Source organism: Arthrobacter sp. NPDC056691, from assembly GCF_042791415.1.
Taxonomy (GTDB): domain Bacteria; phylum Actinomycetota; class Actinomycetes; order Actinomycetales; family Micrococcaceae; genus Arthrobacter.
Genome location: NZ_JBHTXX010000003.1, coordinates 48,544 through 62,915, shown reverse-complemented (window position 1 = coordinate 62,915; position 14,372 = coordinate 48,544). Strand labels below are relative to the sequence as shown.

Annotated in this window: 15 protein-coding genes; 1 reads left to right on the top strand and 14 read right to left on the bottom strand. The window is 65.6% G+C overall.

The window, feature by feature from the left end; translation table 11 throughout:
* Positions 1-23: 23 nt before the first annotated feature.
* From ACFRAU_RS03865 to ACFRAU_RS03805, 13 genes are all read right to left on the bottom strand, one after another.
* On the bottom strand, positions 24-185 hold the full coding sequence (locus tag ACFRAU_RS03865) for a hypothetical protein (RefSeq protein WP_377998877.1): 162 nt from the start codon (positions 183-185) through the stop codon (positions 24-26).
* A 12-nt stretch (positions 186-197) separates the two neighbouring features.
* Positions 198-965 carry an SDR family NAD(P)-dependent oxidoreductase gene (locus tag ACFRAU_RS03860; RefSeq protein ID WP_377998876.1) on the bottom strand — a complete coding sequence of 256 codons (768 nt, stop codon included), beginning with the start codon at positions 963-965 and terminating at the stop codon, positions 198-200.
* A gap of 155 nt (positions 966-1,120) precedes the next feature.
* Positions 1,121-2,089: a 3-hydroxyacyl-CoA dehydrogenase family protein gene (locus tag ACFRAU_RS03855; RefSeq protein WP_377998875.1), complete on the bottom strand. Its 969-nt coding sequence runs from the start codon at positions 2,087-2,089 to the stop codon at positions 1,121-1,123.
* A gap of 2 nt (positions 2,090-2,091) precedes the next feature.
* A complete protein-coding gene (locus ACFRAU_RS03850) occupies positions 2,092-2,574 on the bottom strand; it encodes a ribose-5-phosphate isomerase (RefSeq protein ID WP_377996660.1) in 483 nt (160 codons plus the stop codon).
* A complete protein-coding gene (dhaL, locus tag ACFRAU_RS03845; protein ID WP_377998874.1) occupies positions 2,571-4,346 on the bottom strand; it encodes a dihydroxyacetone kinase subunit DhaL in 1,776 nt (591 codons plus the stop codon). The genes ACFRAU_RS03850 and dhaL overlap by 4 nt, the downstream gene beginning before the upstream one ends.
* 62 nt (positions 4,347-4,408) lie before the next feature.
* Complete coding sequence (locus ACFRAU_RS03840) at positions 4,409-5,404, bottom strand: sugar phosphate isomerase/epimerase family protein (RefSeq protein ID WP_377998873.1); 996 nt, start codon at positions 5,402-5,404, stop codon at positions 4,409-4,411.
* Between the two features lie 295 nt (positions 5,405-5,699).
* Positions 5,700-6,431 (bottom strand): GntR family transcriptional regulator, encoded by a 732-nt coding sequence (locus ACFRAU_RS03835; RefSeq protein ID WP_377998872.1) that lies wholly within the window; start codon positions 6,429-6,431, stop codon positions 5,700-5,702.
* A 52-nt stretch (positions 6,432-6,483) separates the two neighbouring features.
* A complete protein-coding gene (locus tag ACFRAU_RS03830; RefSeq protein WP_377998871.1) occupies positions 6,484-6,969 on the bottom strand; it encodes a hypothetical protein in 486 nt (161 codons plus the stop codon).
* Complete coding sequence (locus tag ACFRAU_RS03825; RefSeq protein WP_377996665.1) at positions 6,966-7,460, bottom strand: signal peptidase I; 495 nt, start codon at positions 7,458-7,460, stop codon at positions 6,966-6,968. The genes ACFRAU_RS03830 and ACFRAU_RS03825 overlap by 4 nt, the downstream gene beginning before the upstream one ends.
* Positions 7,461-7,560: 100 nt before the next feature.
* Positions 7,561-8,169, bottom strand: a complete 609-nt coding sequence (locus tag ACFRAU_RS03820; RefSeq protein WP_377998870.1) for a hypothetical protein — start codon at positions 8,167-8,169, stop codon at positions 7,561-7,563.
* A 70-nt stretch (positions 8,170-8,239) separates the two neighbouring features.
* A complete protein-coding gene (locus tag ACFRAU_RS03815) occupies positions 8,240-8,776 on the bottom strand; it encodes an alternate-type signal peptide domain-containing protein (RefSeq protein ID WP_377998869.1) in 537 nt (178 codons plus the stop codon).
* A 188-nt stretch (positions 8,777-8,964) separates the two neighbouring features.
* Positions 8,965-10,038 carry an alkene reductase gene (locus ACFRAU_RS03810; RefSeq protein WP_377996668.1) on the bottom strand — a complete coding sequence of 358 codons (1,074 nt, stop codon included), beginning with the start codon at positions 10,036-10,038 and terminating at the stop codon, positions 8,965-8,967.
* 283 nt (positions 10,039-10,321) lie between these two features.
* Positions 10,322-12,112 carry an NAD(P)-binding domain-containing protein gene (locus tag ACFRAU_RS03805; protein ID WP_377998868.1) on the bottom strand — a complete coding sequence of 597 codons (1,791 nt, stop codon included), beginning with the start codon at positions 12,110-12,112 and terminating at the stop codon, positions 10,322-10,324.
* 193 nt (positions 12,113-12,305) lie between these two features.
* Between ACFRAU_RS03805 and ACFRAU_RS03800 the strand changes: the two genes are divergently transcribed.
* Positions 12,306-13,634, top strand: coding sequence for a GAF domain-containing protein (locus ACFRAU_RS03800; RefSeq protein WP_377998867.1), 1,329 nt, complete (start codon positions 12,306-12,308; stop codon positions 13,632-13,634).
* Positions 13,635-13,689: 55 nt separating this feature from the next.
* On the opposite strand, the gene ACFRAU_RS03795 is transcribed toward ACFRAU_RS03800, so the two are convergent.
* On the bottom strand, positions 13,690-14,145 hold the full coding sequence (locus ACFRAU_RS03795; RefSeq protein ID WP_377998866.1) for a PKD domain-containing protein: 456 nt from the start codon (positions 14,143-14,145) through the stop codon (positions 13,690-13,692).
* Positions 14,146-14,372: the final 227 nt, after the last annotated feature.

Sequence of the window (14,372 nt, the reverse complement as noted above, 5' to 3'; positions counted from 1 at the left end):
AATCAGGTGTTTACAGCGAAAACTCAGAGCGAAAAGGCGATGAGCAGAACGCCCGCCAGGCTGGCGAGGACGCCGATGGCAAGGTAGATCTTGCGTTCCCTGGTCCACGCGCCCCGGGCCTGAACCTGGGCGGCTTGGGCCTGGGCGGTTAGGGTGCGCCGGGCGGTTTGGGTGCGCTGGGGCATGATCGGTCCTTCCTAGTGCATGTAGAGGCCGCCATCCACATTCAGCGTCTGGCCGGAGATGTATCCGGCGTCCTCGCTGATGAGGAAGGCGATGGCTGCCGCAATGTCGCGCGTGGAACCAACCCGGTTGACCACGAGGTCCCTGACCAGTTCGTCCTTGCGTTCCTGGCTGAGGGTGCCGCCCATGATGTCGGTGTCAATGGGGCCGGGAGAGATGGCGTTGACAGTGATGTCGTACTCCCCCAATTCGCGGGCGGTAGCGCGGGTCAGGCCGATCACGCCGGCCTTCGCCACGGAGTACGGGGTCTTGGAGAACGTCCCGCCGCCGCGTTGGGCGGAGACGGAGGAGATGTTCACGATGCGGCCAATCCGGTTCTTCGCCATGGATTCGGCGACGCGGCGGGTGGCGTAGTGGACGCCGTTGAGGTTGATGTTGAGCACCCGGTCCCACTCGGCGGCGTCGAGTTCCAGGTACGGGACCGGCGAGCTGACACCGGCAACGTTGGCGAGGGCCACGATCTGGGGCAACTCCGCCTCGATGGAATCAATCGCGGCGCGGACCGATGCCTCGTCCGCGACGTTCGCCCCCACACCGTGGGCCTTCACGCCGTACTGGCTGGCGATCTCCTTGGCCGTGGCCTGGCAAAGGGCGTCATCCAGGTCGATGATGCCGATGTTCCAGCCCTGTTCTGCCAGGTAGTTGGCGGTGGCCCGGCCGATACCGCGCTCCGAGACCGCTCCGGTGACGATGGCCGTGCGCTCGGACGGAAAAGTGCTCATGAAGGTGCTCCTAAGTCGTTTGCTGGACCGGTTTCTGCACGGTGGCAGCCCGCCCCAGCGCAGGTGAAATGGGCAGCACAACAGCAGGGCAGCTGCCCGGAGGCAGCGCCCAACCGCTGTGGTGCCGGTGGAGAAGTGGTTAGTTAGTCGGCCAATTAGTTGATCGGGGCCGGGCCGAGTTCCTCGATGAGCTTCTGCATGGCGACGTACGCCTTGTTGCGGTAGGCGATCAGCTCGGGCGTCCGCTCGGCAGGCACATTCAGGAACCCTGCGCCGGTCTTAGTGCCGAGCTTGCCTGCCTCCACGAGGTCCGTGAGGATCTTCGGTGTGGCGAACCGCTCCGGGAAGTCGGTCTGCAGCGACTTGTAGCAGAAGTTGTAGACGTCCAGGCCCGCCATGTCGGCGATGGCGAAGGGGCCGAAGAACGGCAGCCGGAAGCCGAAGGTGGTGCGGACCAGCGTGTCCACGTCCTCCGCCGTCGCGATGCCCTGCTCCACCAGCTGCGCTGCTTCGTGGAAGAGCGCGTACTGGAGGCGGTTCAGCACGAAGCCGGTGACGTCCTTGACCACGGCCGTCTCCTTGTTGGCGGAGTGGACCAGGTCGCGGACGGCGCCAACCGTCTCGGTGGACGTGCCCTCGTGCGGGATGATCTCCACGCCGGGGATGAACGGCGACGGGTTGGAGAAGTGCACGCCCAGGAAGCGCTCCGGGTTGGCGACCGGCTGGGAGAGTTCCGCGATGGAGATCGTGGAGGTGTTGGAGCCGATGATGGCGTCCGGCCGGGCGGCAGCACTGATACGGGCCAGCGTCTCGTGCTTGATGGCGATGATCTCGGGCACGGCTTCCTCGATGAAGTCGGCGTCGGCCACGGCTTCCTCGATGTCCTTCGCGGCCCAGAGGTTCTGCTTCAGGATCTCGGTGGAGCCCTCCGGAAAGAGCCCGTCGGCAACGAACTGGTCGGACTCGGTGAGCAGCCGCTCGTAGTTCTTCTGCGCCACCTCGGCGGACACGTCCGCGAGGGCAACCCGCGCCCCGCCGAGGGCGAGGACCTGGGCGATGCCGCCGCCCATGTAGCCGGATCCGACGACGGCGAACTTGCGTGAGCTGTTAGGGGTTTCGGTCATGTTCAGTCAGCCTTCGTGTAGTCGGGTTCGTACGAGCAGATGGCGTCCACCTTGGCGGCGGAGGAGGAGTTTTCATCGAAGCGGTGTTCCAGCCATTCGCCCACGAGCTTCTTGGCGAGTTCCAGCCCGATGACGCGCTGGCCCATGGTGAGGACCTGGGCGTTGTTGCTCAGGACGGAGCGTTCCACGGAGTAGCTGTCGTGCGCGGTGACGGCCCGGATGCCGGGAACCTTGTTGGCGGCGATGGCCACGCCGAGGCCGGTGCCGCAGATCAGGAGTGCCCGGTCCGCTTCGCCTTCGGCCACCTTGCGGGCAGCGGCCACGGCCAGGTGCGGGTAGGCGGTGGAGTCGTTGGCCGCGACGCCGATGTCCACGACGGAGGCAACGCGCGGATCCGCCTCCAGCAGGGCCTTCAGTGCTTCCTTGTATTCGACACCGGCCTCGTCGTTGCCGATGACAATGCGCCAGCCTTCTGTGTTGCTCATTCCGTTTCTCCGTTTCCGGCCGTCGAGGCCATGTGGGACGCGGCCGGTGTGGAATCGGCCGGTTCAGATGCGAGGTAGGCGGCCACGCGCTCGGCAATCAGCCCGAACGAGACTGCGCCGGGGTCCGGGTGGCCGAGGCTCTTTTCAGCCAGCGGCCGGGCGCGGCCCTTGAGGGGACGCAGGTCCGCTGTCTGCCGCGCCGCTTCGGTGGCCGCGGCGGCAGCGGCGGTGAGGGCACCGCCGAGGGAGGTCCCGCCGTCGAACGCTTCCTTGAACGCGTCCCGGAAGGGCAGGAGGGCGTCCACCATGGTCTTGTCCCCCGGCTCTGCCTTGCCGAGGTCGGTGATGGCGTTGCTGAAGGCGGTCACGGCAGCCGTTGCGTCAGCGGCTGCGTACGAATCGCGGTTGCCCAGTGCGAGGCCGGCGGCCATCACGGCCGTCCCCCATAGCGCACCGGAGGTTCCGCCGGCGCGTTCGCTCCAGGCCTCGCCTGCGGCGGTGAGCACGCGTTCCACCGAGGCTCCGGCCGCAGCGTTCTGCTCGCCGGCCGCAGCGGCCGCATCTACGCCGCGGCGCATGCCGATGCCGTGGTCGCCGTCGCCGGCAATTGCGTCCAGGTCGCCAAGTTCCGCTTCATGTTCGACGACGACGGCCTGCACCTGGGCGAGGACGGCAGCTGCCAGCCGGCCCAGGTTTGCGGACGCCGCGGTTGCCTGTTCAGTGTCCGCTTCCGCTGCTTCATCGGTGGCGGTGAGTTCACGGCGGGTGCGGGGTGCGGTGTTGCCCTTGCGGTACGCAGGGGTGTCGGCCGGCGCGGCCCAGAACTGCTCGAGTTCGTCGTCGAGCCACAGCAGGGTGAGGGAGAGCCCGGACATGTCCAGGCTGGTGACGAGTTCGCCGCATTCCGGCTCAACAACGGTCAGGCTGGCGGCGTTGAGGAGCTTTTCGACCTTGCCGAAGAGGAGGAAGAGCTCGTCGTACTTGACGGTGCCCAGGCCGTTGACTATGGCAACGACCCGGTCGCCGGCGTCATCCGGCTTGTCCTCGAGAAGCCGGGAGACCAGGAGCTCGGCAAGTTCGGAGGCGGTGGGCATGGGGTGTTCGGAGATACCCGGTTCGCCGTGGATGCCCAGGCCCAGCGACATCTGCCCGGCCGGGACGTGGAACAGCGGCTCCGATGCGCCTGGAAGGGTGCAGCCGTCGAAGGCGACGCCCAGCGACCGCGTGCGGTGGTTCGTCTTGATGGCGAGGCGCTCCACCTCGTCCAGGCTCAGGCCCGCCTCTGCCGCGGCGCCAGCGATCTTGAAGACCGTCAGGTCGCCGGCGATGCCGCGGCGCTTCTCGATCTGGTCCAGCGGGGCGCTGGCGATGTCGTCCGTCACCAGCACGGTGCGCGTCTCGATGCCCTCGGCGTTGAGACGGAGCTGCGCCTGGCCGAAGTGCAGTACGTCGCCGGCGTAGTTGCCATAGCTCAGCAGCACCCCGCCACCGGCATTGGCTGCCTTGGCCACACGGTAGACCTGACCGGCCGCTGGCGAGGCGAACATGTTGCCGCACGCGGAGCCGGCGGCCAGGCCCGGTCCCACCAGGCCGGCGAAGGCCGGGTAGTGTCCGGAGCCGCCGCCCACCACGAGGGCCACCTGGCCGGCGGGGATCTCGGTGGAACGGACAACGCCGCCGTCAACACGGGCAACGTACCCGCGGTTGGCGGCCACGAAGCCGTCCAGTGCCTCGTCTGCGAAATCAGCGGGATTGTCGAAGATCTGGGTCATGGTTCCTCATTGAATCCGGGTTGTTTGATCAGTTGTGGTGGGTTTCCTGCGCCGCAGCGTCTCTAGCGGGCGACGGCGGCCGGCTGCTGCCGCCCCTGTGCCACCTGGCTCTGGCCGAGGGCATAGCCGTCCTTCTTGGGCAGCACGTGGCGGCGCAGGTAGTCCTGGTTGGTGGCCGTCACGGAGAGGCCGTCGCCGCCGTAGTGCTCGGTGCACAGAATGCCCTGGAAGCCAACGGAGAGCGCCACTTTGAAGGCCTCGCGGTAGTTGATGAGGCCGCTTTCCATGGGAGCGGGCATGGCAACGTACATGTCGCGGGCCACGTCCTCGTCACGGATGTAGTTCTTCATGTGCCAGTAGTTGGAGTACGGCAGGGTTTTGGCAACCATTTCCCGCCAGTCCTCGATGGGCCGGTGCAGACGGATCAGGTTGCCCAGGTCCGGGTTGAGGCCGACGTTGGACAGGCCGATGTCCTGGACGAACTGCACGGAGGAGTCCGCGGTGCCGATGTAAGTGTCCTCGTACATCTCAAGCGAGAGCAGGACGCCCACTTCTGCCGCGTGCCGGCCAAGTTCCTGGAACCGCGTGACGGCGTTGTTCCAGGCTTCCTTGTCGCCCACCGGGTCCTTGTGACCTTCGACGGTCCAGAACCAGAGCTGCTTCTGCTGTTCCGGGGTGATGGCCTGGTGCAGGCCGAAAGAGACAACTTCGCAGCCGAGTTCCGCGGCGGCGTCGATCGTGCGGTGGCTGTAGGCCAGGTTGTCCTCCCATTTGCCCTCCTCGATCACGCTCTGGCGGATGGCGGAGATGACCGGGATGCCGATGCCGACGCTGTCGGCCGTCTGCTTGAACTCGGCGAGGCGCTCCTTGCTGAGGTCGCCGGGACGGACCCAGCTGTCCGTGAGGTCGGCGTTGGCGAAGCCGGCTTCCTTGACCTCGGTGAAGACGTCAGCCCAGGCGGAGGCGTCAGCGTCGTTGATGTGGGTTCCCTGGGCGTCGACGCCCGGGAACTGCAGCAGTGCCGCGGTGATAGGCCAGTTGTCGGCGGTGTAAGCCATGGTGTTCACTCCCTCGTGGAATCCTGTTTCCTATAGGATTTACTATCTGGTAAGAGTTGTCAAGGTCACATTCCCTCGGCTGGCTAGCCGCGATTGCCGGCCATCGAAGATCCTATAGGGGTGACGTCCGCATGTGAAGTGCCTCACCCCCGAGGCGCCACGCCTGAGATAACGAGTCGTTGCACCCTCCACGCTACGCCTCCCCCAACTGGGTAGCACCACAGGGCGTTCCCAGCGCTGGGAACGCCCTGTAGTGCTACTTACTTCGGGATTTACGGGCGCTAACCCGAGGAGGTTACTCCTCCGGGGCGTCCGCCATGGCGCGTTCGCGGACCTTCTGGATGTGGGCTGCCATGGCTGCCCCAGCCCTCTCCGGGTCACCGCTGGACAGCGCATCCAGGACGGCCTGGTGCTCGGCGATGGCATTCTCGGCGTCAGTGATTCCCACTCCCCCGAAAAGCCGGAACCGCTGGACCTGTCCGCCAAGTGCGGCGTAGGCGCCAACCAGGAACTGGTTGTCCGTCTGCTGGGCAATCAACTGGTGGAAGCGCTCGTCGGCCTCGAGGTAGTCCTTGTACTCGGCAAAGGACGGGCCGCGCGGCGCGGATTTCAGGTCCTGGACTGTCTGCTCAAGCTCGGCGAGGCGGTGCGGGTTCAGGCGTGAGCACGCGAGGCGGGCGTTGACGGGCTCGATCGCGAGGCGGGCCTCCATGAGATCCGCAAAGTCCTCCCGCGTGAACACCGGGGCAACGCGGTAGCCCTTGAGCGCAACCCTGCGGACCATGCCGGTGTGCTCCAGGCGTGCCAGTGCCTCGCGGACGGGCGTCGGGGAAACGTCCAACTCGCGGGCAGTCCCGTCAATGCTGACGGCGGCCCCGGGCTCCAGCCTGCCGTCCATGAGCGAGGCCAGCAGCTCCTCGTAGACATGGTCGGCCAGGACTTGGCGGCTGACAGTCCGGCCTCCCTTGCGCCCGGTCGGATCCTCGGGCCGGCTGCCGGAGCGGGTGCCGTTGGACGCTTTTTGCATGTTCAGATCCTATAGGGACGCCTCAGGGAAGGCCTGCACGTTCAGGCTGACGTTACGGCGCGCACTTGACCTTGCCGCCGTTTGCGATGCCCAAGATCCATTCTGCGGTCGCCTTCTGACCGTCCGAGAATGTAGCGGTCACGCGGACTGTCATGGGGTTGGCACCGGCGTTGGCAACGACGATGGGCGAGTTCTCGGTCAGCGTGAACGTCTGCGCGTTGGGGTCGGCGGGATACTCAATGGCGGGAGGGCCGTAGGTGCCGTTGACCTGGCGGGCAAGCGTGAGGAGGGTGGGCGTCTGAGCGGACGTTGCGGTCAGAGTCGCCGTCTTTTCGTTGGCGCTGGGGGTGCAGGCCAAGGTTATTGTCGGCGGGCCCCAGTTCGCAGCAGCCGTAACCGACATGGTCGCCGTCGCCGACTGTTGCCAAAGCGCGACGGCGGCCGTGCCGCCGATGCCCAGCAGCACCGTCAGCACAAGGGCGAAGAGTGCCAACATGGCGCCGGGGACCCTGGCCCGGACGACGTCGGGGGTATTCATGCCGCCGCCCCTGCTTCCCGGCGCCGGCTGCGGAAGTTCCGGATGATGAGCACGGCACCGTACGCGATGAGGCATGCAGCGCCGACCGTCACCCAGAGGCCACGGTCGGAGTTCCCGAGTGCATTGGCGACGTAGCCGACATACGGGACAGCGTAGAAGAGCTTGCCCTTCACCTGCAGCTCGCGGACGGGATTGGGGTCGTTGATGTCGTTGTTGTCGCCCTTGGTGATGAGGGTTTTCTCCCCCGTTTGCGTGGTTCCAAAGCCAATGATGCGGTGAGACTCCACCGCGGGCTTGCCTGACTCCAACTGGAAGGTGATGACATCTCCGGCCTTCAGTTCGCTGAAAGCAGTGGGCTTGACCACCAGGTAGGTGCCCGGCGAGTACTTCGGTGCCATCGAGTTCGTCAGCACCGCGTAGGTCTGGGAGCCCGTGACCTTCGGGAAGATGATGAGTACGAGGGCCGCGAACACCGCGGCCATCAGCAGCACGAAACTTACCGTTCTGCCCGTCGCCGCGAGCCACCGGAGAGGCCGGCGGACCGCACCGCCAGCCGGACGGACAGCAGCCGCGTCCGCCGTCGGAAGAATACTAGGCGCAGCCACTGGGCACCCCGCAGAGCTGCGTCGCAGTGAGGGGAATCGTGATGGTCACGGATTGTCCTTTCACGGTGGCCGGAGCGTTGGAGGCGAGCCTGACCTCAAAACAGAGTGTTGCGCTGGTTCCCTTTGGGACCGCGACGGATGTCAGGCCCCCGGCGGGGATAGCGAGGTAGTTTGTGGTGCCGCAAGTGCCGGCGGTAGCCGCGGTCCTGGCGGCGACGGTGACGTAAGTCGCCAAAGCGCCACCCGCCACGTTGCTGACTACCGGTGCGCCCGCGGTGACGCTGATGTTGAACTGGCCGCCGGCGTCGGAATTATTGATGGCAGAAACGCTGGAGTAGACGGCGTTTCCCGGCGTCAGCGCCGTGGATGGATTGAGCGAAATGATTGCCGCTTGCCCCCCGGGCAATGTCATGTTGGTGACCTGGCCCGTAGGCGTTCCGGTGAGACTGACGTCGAAGGATGCAGCGGTTGCTGTTCCAGGTGTCGCGGAGGCTGCAACTGCCCATAGTGCATAACTCCCTTGGACGGTCAGGAGGCCCATGAGCATTGCCGCGGCGACCAGTGCCGCGGCCCGCAGGTGGCGCGGGATGCCCATGGCTCCTCCTGACCCTCATTCGATTGCTGAAGTGAACTTCCGGCCGCCCTGAGCGGCGGCCGGAAGCGGCTTATGACAGGCCGGGCTGGGTGATCTGCTGCAGGGTGAAGGCGACGTTGCCGAAGTTGTAGTTCGCGCCGACGTCCGTGCGGCCGGTGGTGGTAGCGGACTTGAATGCGAAGGTGATGGTCGCGGTGACCGTCTTCGACGTTGTCAGCGGATTGGTTACAACCGCGCTGGGGGTGCCGGCAGTCAGTACGGGCGCACTGACGGTCACGTTCGCGGGGGTGAACCCGTTGTTTGCGCCTGTGCCGGTGGCCGTGATGTTTGCGGCCATTTTGTCGCCCGACAGGGCCACGGTGAGGACCTGGGTGTAAGTAAGCGTGTCGCCCGGCACAACCCTGTAGGAGGAGATATCCACGGCGTTGCCGGAGCCGTCCTTCCACACGCCGGTGGCGGCGGTGACGTTCAGATCGCCGGCGACGATGGTGCCGGGGGCTTGGGTGTCGGAGGCGTTCCAGGAGGCCAGGGTTCCGCCGCCGCCCAGCAGCAGTGCGGCGCCAACGGCGATGGCAGCGGTTCCCTTGATCAGTGCGCTGTTCTTCATGGTGAGACCCCTCGGGTTCTTTGTGCTGAATGTTTTTCCCCTGCACAGAACAATGCAGGGGCCCGCTCAGTTATCCATGCCGCAAAAGGTCAAGATTCACTCAAGAAAGTTGCCGCTTAAACCAATGAAACCGCCCCGAAAGGGACGGTTCCGTTGGTCTTATACGGCTGCTAGGAGCCGCACGAGGGCTAGGCCGGCTGGTACACCGGGTAGTCGGTGTAGCCCTTCGCGCCCTCGCCGTAGAACGTGGACTGGTCCGGTTCGTTCAGCGGTAGTCCCTCACGCCAGCGGCGGGCGAGGTCCGGGTTGGCGATGGCGGGCCGGCCCACCACGACGGCGTCAGCATGCCCGTCGGCAACGAGCGCCAGAGCCTCCTCGCGGGTGGTGATGACGCCGAAGCCGGTGTTGACCAGGAACGTGCCATTGAAACGTGACCGCAGGTCCTGGACCAGGTCGCCGGTCGGGTCGGCGTGGAGGATGCTCAGGTAGGCCAGGTCCAGCGGTGCGATGGAGTTGACCAGCACCTCGTAGGTTGCCCGGACATCGGCGGCATCGGTCTCGTCGATGCCCTGGACGTTGTGCTCGGGCGAGATCCGGATGCCGACACGGCTGGCACCCACGGCCTCCACGACGGCGTTCACCGTCTCAATGACAAAGCGGGCGCGGTTTTCGGGCGAACCGCCATAGCTGTCGGCGCGGACGTTCGTGTTCGGCGCCAGGAACTCGTGGAGAAGGTAACCGTTGGCGGAGTGCAGCTCAACGCCGTCGAACCCTGCCTCAATGGCGTTGCGCGACGCCGTGACGATTTCCTCGCGGACGATGGGCAGCTCGTCGATGGAAAGCTCGTGCGGGACGGGGTGCGGCTGCTTGCCGTTGTACGTTCGCGTTTCACCTTCGACGGCGACCGCGCTGGGCGCGACGACGCGGTGACCGCCGTTGATGTCCTCGTGCGAGACGCGTCCGCCGTGCATGATCTGGGCGAAGATACGGCCGCCCTCGGCGTGGACAGCGTCGGTGACCTTCTTCCAGCCGGCAATCTGCTCGGGTGTCACCAGCCCGGGCTGTCCGGGGTAGGAGCGGCCGGCCGGGGCGGGATAGGTTCCCTCGCTGACGATCAGGCCGAGCGACGCGCGCTGGCGGTAGTGCTCCACCACGAGCGGGCCGGGTACGCCCTCCCTGCCATTGCGAAGCCGGGTCAGGGGTGCCATGACGAGCCGGTTGGAAAGTTCGTGCTCGCCGAGTGTCAGCGGGGAAAACAGCATGCGGAGTTCCTTTCAGAATGCATCAGGTTCACCAGATGTAACTGAAGCGCGTGTGCAACTATTCCGGGTGTGGCGCAGTTCACTTCCCCAGCCATCAGAAAAGTCCGACGGCGGCACCCGGGTTGGGTGCCGGCGTCGGACTTTCCGTTGTCTCGGACCCAACCCCTAAGGGTGAACGATGATCTTGACGGCGGTGTCGTTGTGGTTGATCAGGGTGTCGAACCCCTTGTCGATGAGGTCCTCCAGGGCGTGGAACCGTGCAGCTTTCATGTGCGTGCCCCTTTCAGCGCGTGTGGTGGGAGCGCTGCAGTTCGTACACCGGAGTGGGAAGGCCTTCCATCCTGGCCTTGAGCTGCAGCGCCAGGTACGTGGAGTAGTGCCTGCTCTGGTGGAGGTTTCCGCCGTGAATCCAGAGGTTCTCCACATTCGTGGGCTTCCACATGTTGCGCAGTTCCCCTTCCCACGGGCCAGGATCCTTGGGCGTGTCCGAGCCGAACCCCCAGCACTTGCCAACCGCGTCCGCCACCTCGGGTGAGACCAGATCGGCGAGCCAGCCATTCATCGAGCCGTAGCCGGTGGCGTAGATGATGACGTCGGCTTCGAGCTCGGCGCCGTTAGCCAGGACGACGGCGTTGCCCGTGATTTTGCCGACCTCGCCGTTGGCAAGTTTTACCCTGCCGTCGATGATCAGCTGCGAGGCGCCTACGTCGATGTAGTAGCCGGAACCGCGCCGCAGGTACTTCAGGAAGAGCCCTGAACCGTCCACGCCGAAGTCCAGGTCGAACCCCGCAGCCTCGAGCCGGGAGTAGAAGTCAGCGTCGCGCCGGGCCATCTCCTGGTAGACCGGAATCTGTGCGTCCGGGAGGATCCGGTACGGCAGCGAAGCGAACAGCAGGTCCGCTTTCTCGGTCGTGACGCCGTTGGCCAGGGCCCTCTCGGAGTAAAGGTCGCCGAGTGCCAGGTCCATGAGCGACTCGCTGCGGGCGATGTGCGTGGAGGAGCGCTGGACCATGGTGACGTCGGCGCCGTGCTCCCAGAGGTCGGCGCAGATGTCGTGGGCTGAGTTGTTGGACCCGATCACCACGGCTTTCTTGCCCGTCCAGTCCCCGCCGCCCGGATGCTTGGACGAGTGGTACTGCTCCCCCAGGAACGTCTCGGCGCCGTCGAAATTGGGAACGTTGGGGTAGCCGGAAACGCCCAGAGCGAAGACAAGTTGCTTGGGGCGCAGGGTGACCGGTTCGCCGTCGCGGACCACACTGACTTCCCACTCGCGGGTGTCCTCGTCCCAGCGTGCGTTGGTGCATTCGGTGCTGGACCAGTAGTTGAGCTCCATAATCCGCGTGTAGTGCTCCAGCCAGTCGCCGATCTTGTCCTTGGCGGCGAAGACGGGCCAGTCGTCCGGGAACTTCATGTAGGGCAGGTGGTCGTACCAGACGGGATCGTGCAGGTGCAGGGACTTGTAGCGGTTCCGCCAGGAGTCACCCGGCCGCGCATTCTTCTCGATGATGATGGTGGGAACGCCGAGCCGGCGAAGCCGTGCGCCAAGTCCGATGCCGCCCTGGCCGCCGCCGATGATCACGGTGTAGGGCTGCTCCTCGTAACCAAGCTTGGCGGCCTGCTCCTCCTTGAGTTCAAGCCAGGACTTTCGGCCCTTCTCGATGCGGTGGGCCACGCCCTGCTCACGGTGGGGGCCCTTTTTCTCCTCGAATCCCTTGAGTTCCTGCATGGTGGTGAGCAACGTCCAGCATTTGCCGTTGCGCAGGCGCACGTGGGCATAGCCCCGGGCCTGGGCAGTCTCGAACGTTACCCAGGCTTCGGCGCCGGCGGCATCACCGGTGGCGTCCTCTGCGAGCGCCCAGTTGTGCGGCCCCACGTCGTCAAGGGTCGCCTCGAGCATGCGCCCGATGCTGTCCTTGCCTTCCATGGTCTTGAGGTTCCAGGTGAAGGACACGAAGTCGCGCCAGTATGATTCCTCGTCGAACAGCTCAAGCGCCGCTGCGGTGTCCTTCCTGCGCAGCGCTTCGTCGAACTGCTCCAGCCATCCGGCGACGATGCCGTTTGGTGTCTCGGGCATGATTTCCTCTTTCCTTTGATGACCCGGCCATATGGCCGGGCGCCACGTTGCTGCTGCCGGGGCCGCGACCCCCTGCGCACCTCCGTGACCCGCATCACAAGTAAAAGCCGCCGGGGGTTACAATCGGGTTGCATGCTTTCGTCCTCTGGTGGGCGGCCATGGGCACCATTCAATGACGAGTTGGAGGACACGTATGCCGACGCCTGATGCTGCCGCCCAAGCACGCGATCTCCGCTTCACGTCTCCCCTCGAGTACGCCCGGGCCCTGCGACATGCCCACGAAGCCACGATTTCCGGACGCCCCGACCCGAACATAGCCCCGTCACTCGTGACCTCGTGGCAGCGGTCGCTGGCATTGGGGATCGATCCCGACCGGCACCGGCCGGTCCACCGCCACGACGTCAGCGAAGCCCGGCTACTCGGCGCCGAACACCGCCTGGCAGTTGTCATGCCGGCTCTGTCCCAATTGCTTGCCGACGAGACTACGGATGGCCGACATCTGCTCATCGTCACGGACCACCTCGGCGAGGTTCTCTGGCGGATCGGCAGCCGTCGTGCTCTGCGCCAGGCCGATTCTTTGGAGTTCGTGGAGGGCGCCGACTGGTCCGAGTCCGGTGTGGGGACCAACGCCATCAGCGAGGCCTTGTTCACCGGCAACGCCGCGCAGTTGTTCTCGGCGGAGCACCTCGTTCGTACCCACCATGACTGGGCCTGCACCGCTGCCCCTATCCGGGATCCGTTCACGGGCGAGGTCCTGGGCATCCTCGATGTCTCCGGACCTATCCAATCCATGACGCCAGACAGCCTGCGGATGGTGCGGTGCGGTGTCCGGCTGGCCGAGGAACTGCTCAAGTCGGCGGCAACGCCGGCTGTCGGCGCGGCGGCAGGGCGGGCACCGGCCCGTCCTGCCGCAAACACCAGAAGCGGATTAGGCAGTACTTTGACCCTCCGCATACTCGGTGACAAGCCCGCGGCAGAGGTCGACGGCGGCGTGCCGCTTGCGCTGACGCTGCGCCGCGCCGAAATCCTGGCGATGCTCGCTTCCCGGTCCAGTGGTTGGAGCGCGGAGGAACTGGCGTACGAGATATATGGCGAGGACGGCGCCGCCGCATCAGTCCGGACGGAGATGCACCGAATTCGGGGGCTGCTCGGGAACGTCGTGGAACCCAATCCCTACCGCTTCGCCGCTGGAGTGCAGGTGAAGACCGACGCGTCTATGGTGACTGCCCACTTGCGGGCGGGACGCGTGACCGAAGCCCTCGCTGCGTATCCGGCGAAGCTCCTGACCCGTTCGGCCAACTTCGCCATCGAGCTCATGCGCGATGAGCTCAACGAGGCCGTGGGTGCCTCCGTGCGTGCAAGTGGCGAAGCCGAAATGATCCTGCGGTGGTGCTCCACAGACATGGGCGCGGAGGATCCCTCCGCTGCCGCCGCGGTTGAGCAAATTGCCGGGACAGATGATCCCCGCTTCCAGTTGGTGCGGGCCAAGATGGCACGGATGGATCGAGAGCTGCGGGCGTAGAACGCACGCCTGGCACTCTACGGGTCAGCAGGGCGTGGATCCGGCGTGGCGCAGTCTACCGGTTGGCCCGCGCAGCGCCTGGGCAGCCCTCGCCACGTGGGTTGGCGATGCAATCGTCGGCATAATTGCGTGTTACCGAGCGCCAAACACTCACGCTCTGGGGCGGCGAGCTGAACTGACCCTGGTTGGGGATGGGTAGATCGGGCCCACCGTTCACGGAATAGGTTCCCTGGAAATACGTTGTCAGAACGACGTTGAAGTCACCGGTCGCGGCGTAGGCATGGCTAGTCCGGGTCTTCTCGCCCCAGCGATCCTGCGGCAGCGGGCCGCCCATTGTGATGGTCGGACCAAGCGATGTCCCGTCGCCATAGTCCCAGCGGTACTGGACCGGTTTGGCGATGATGTGAATTTTCTGGGCCAGGATGGTGATGTCGAAGGACTGCTCCACGGCCTTGGCGTAGAAGTTGGTTTCGGCACCACGGAGAGTGTGCGGGCTCGGTTGCGCGGTCAACGTTCCCGGCGCAACGGGCAAATTGTCGAATGCTCGTTGGATTAAGGCGGCAATCCTAGGCAGCAAGTCCTCAGGGTTCCTGTCATAAAGGCATGTAGGGCCGCCGCCGTTTCCTTCCCATTGCGTCCAAGTGGGATTTGCAATAGACCGAGGTGCGACTTTCCAGATTACTGGAACACCGAGCTTGCCATCCGCTCTGGGCGGACATACGCGTTGCTTCGCCAAGC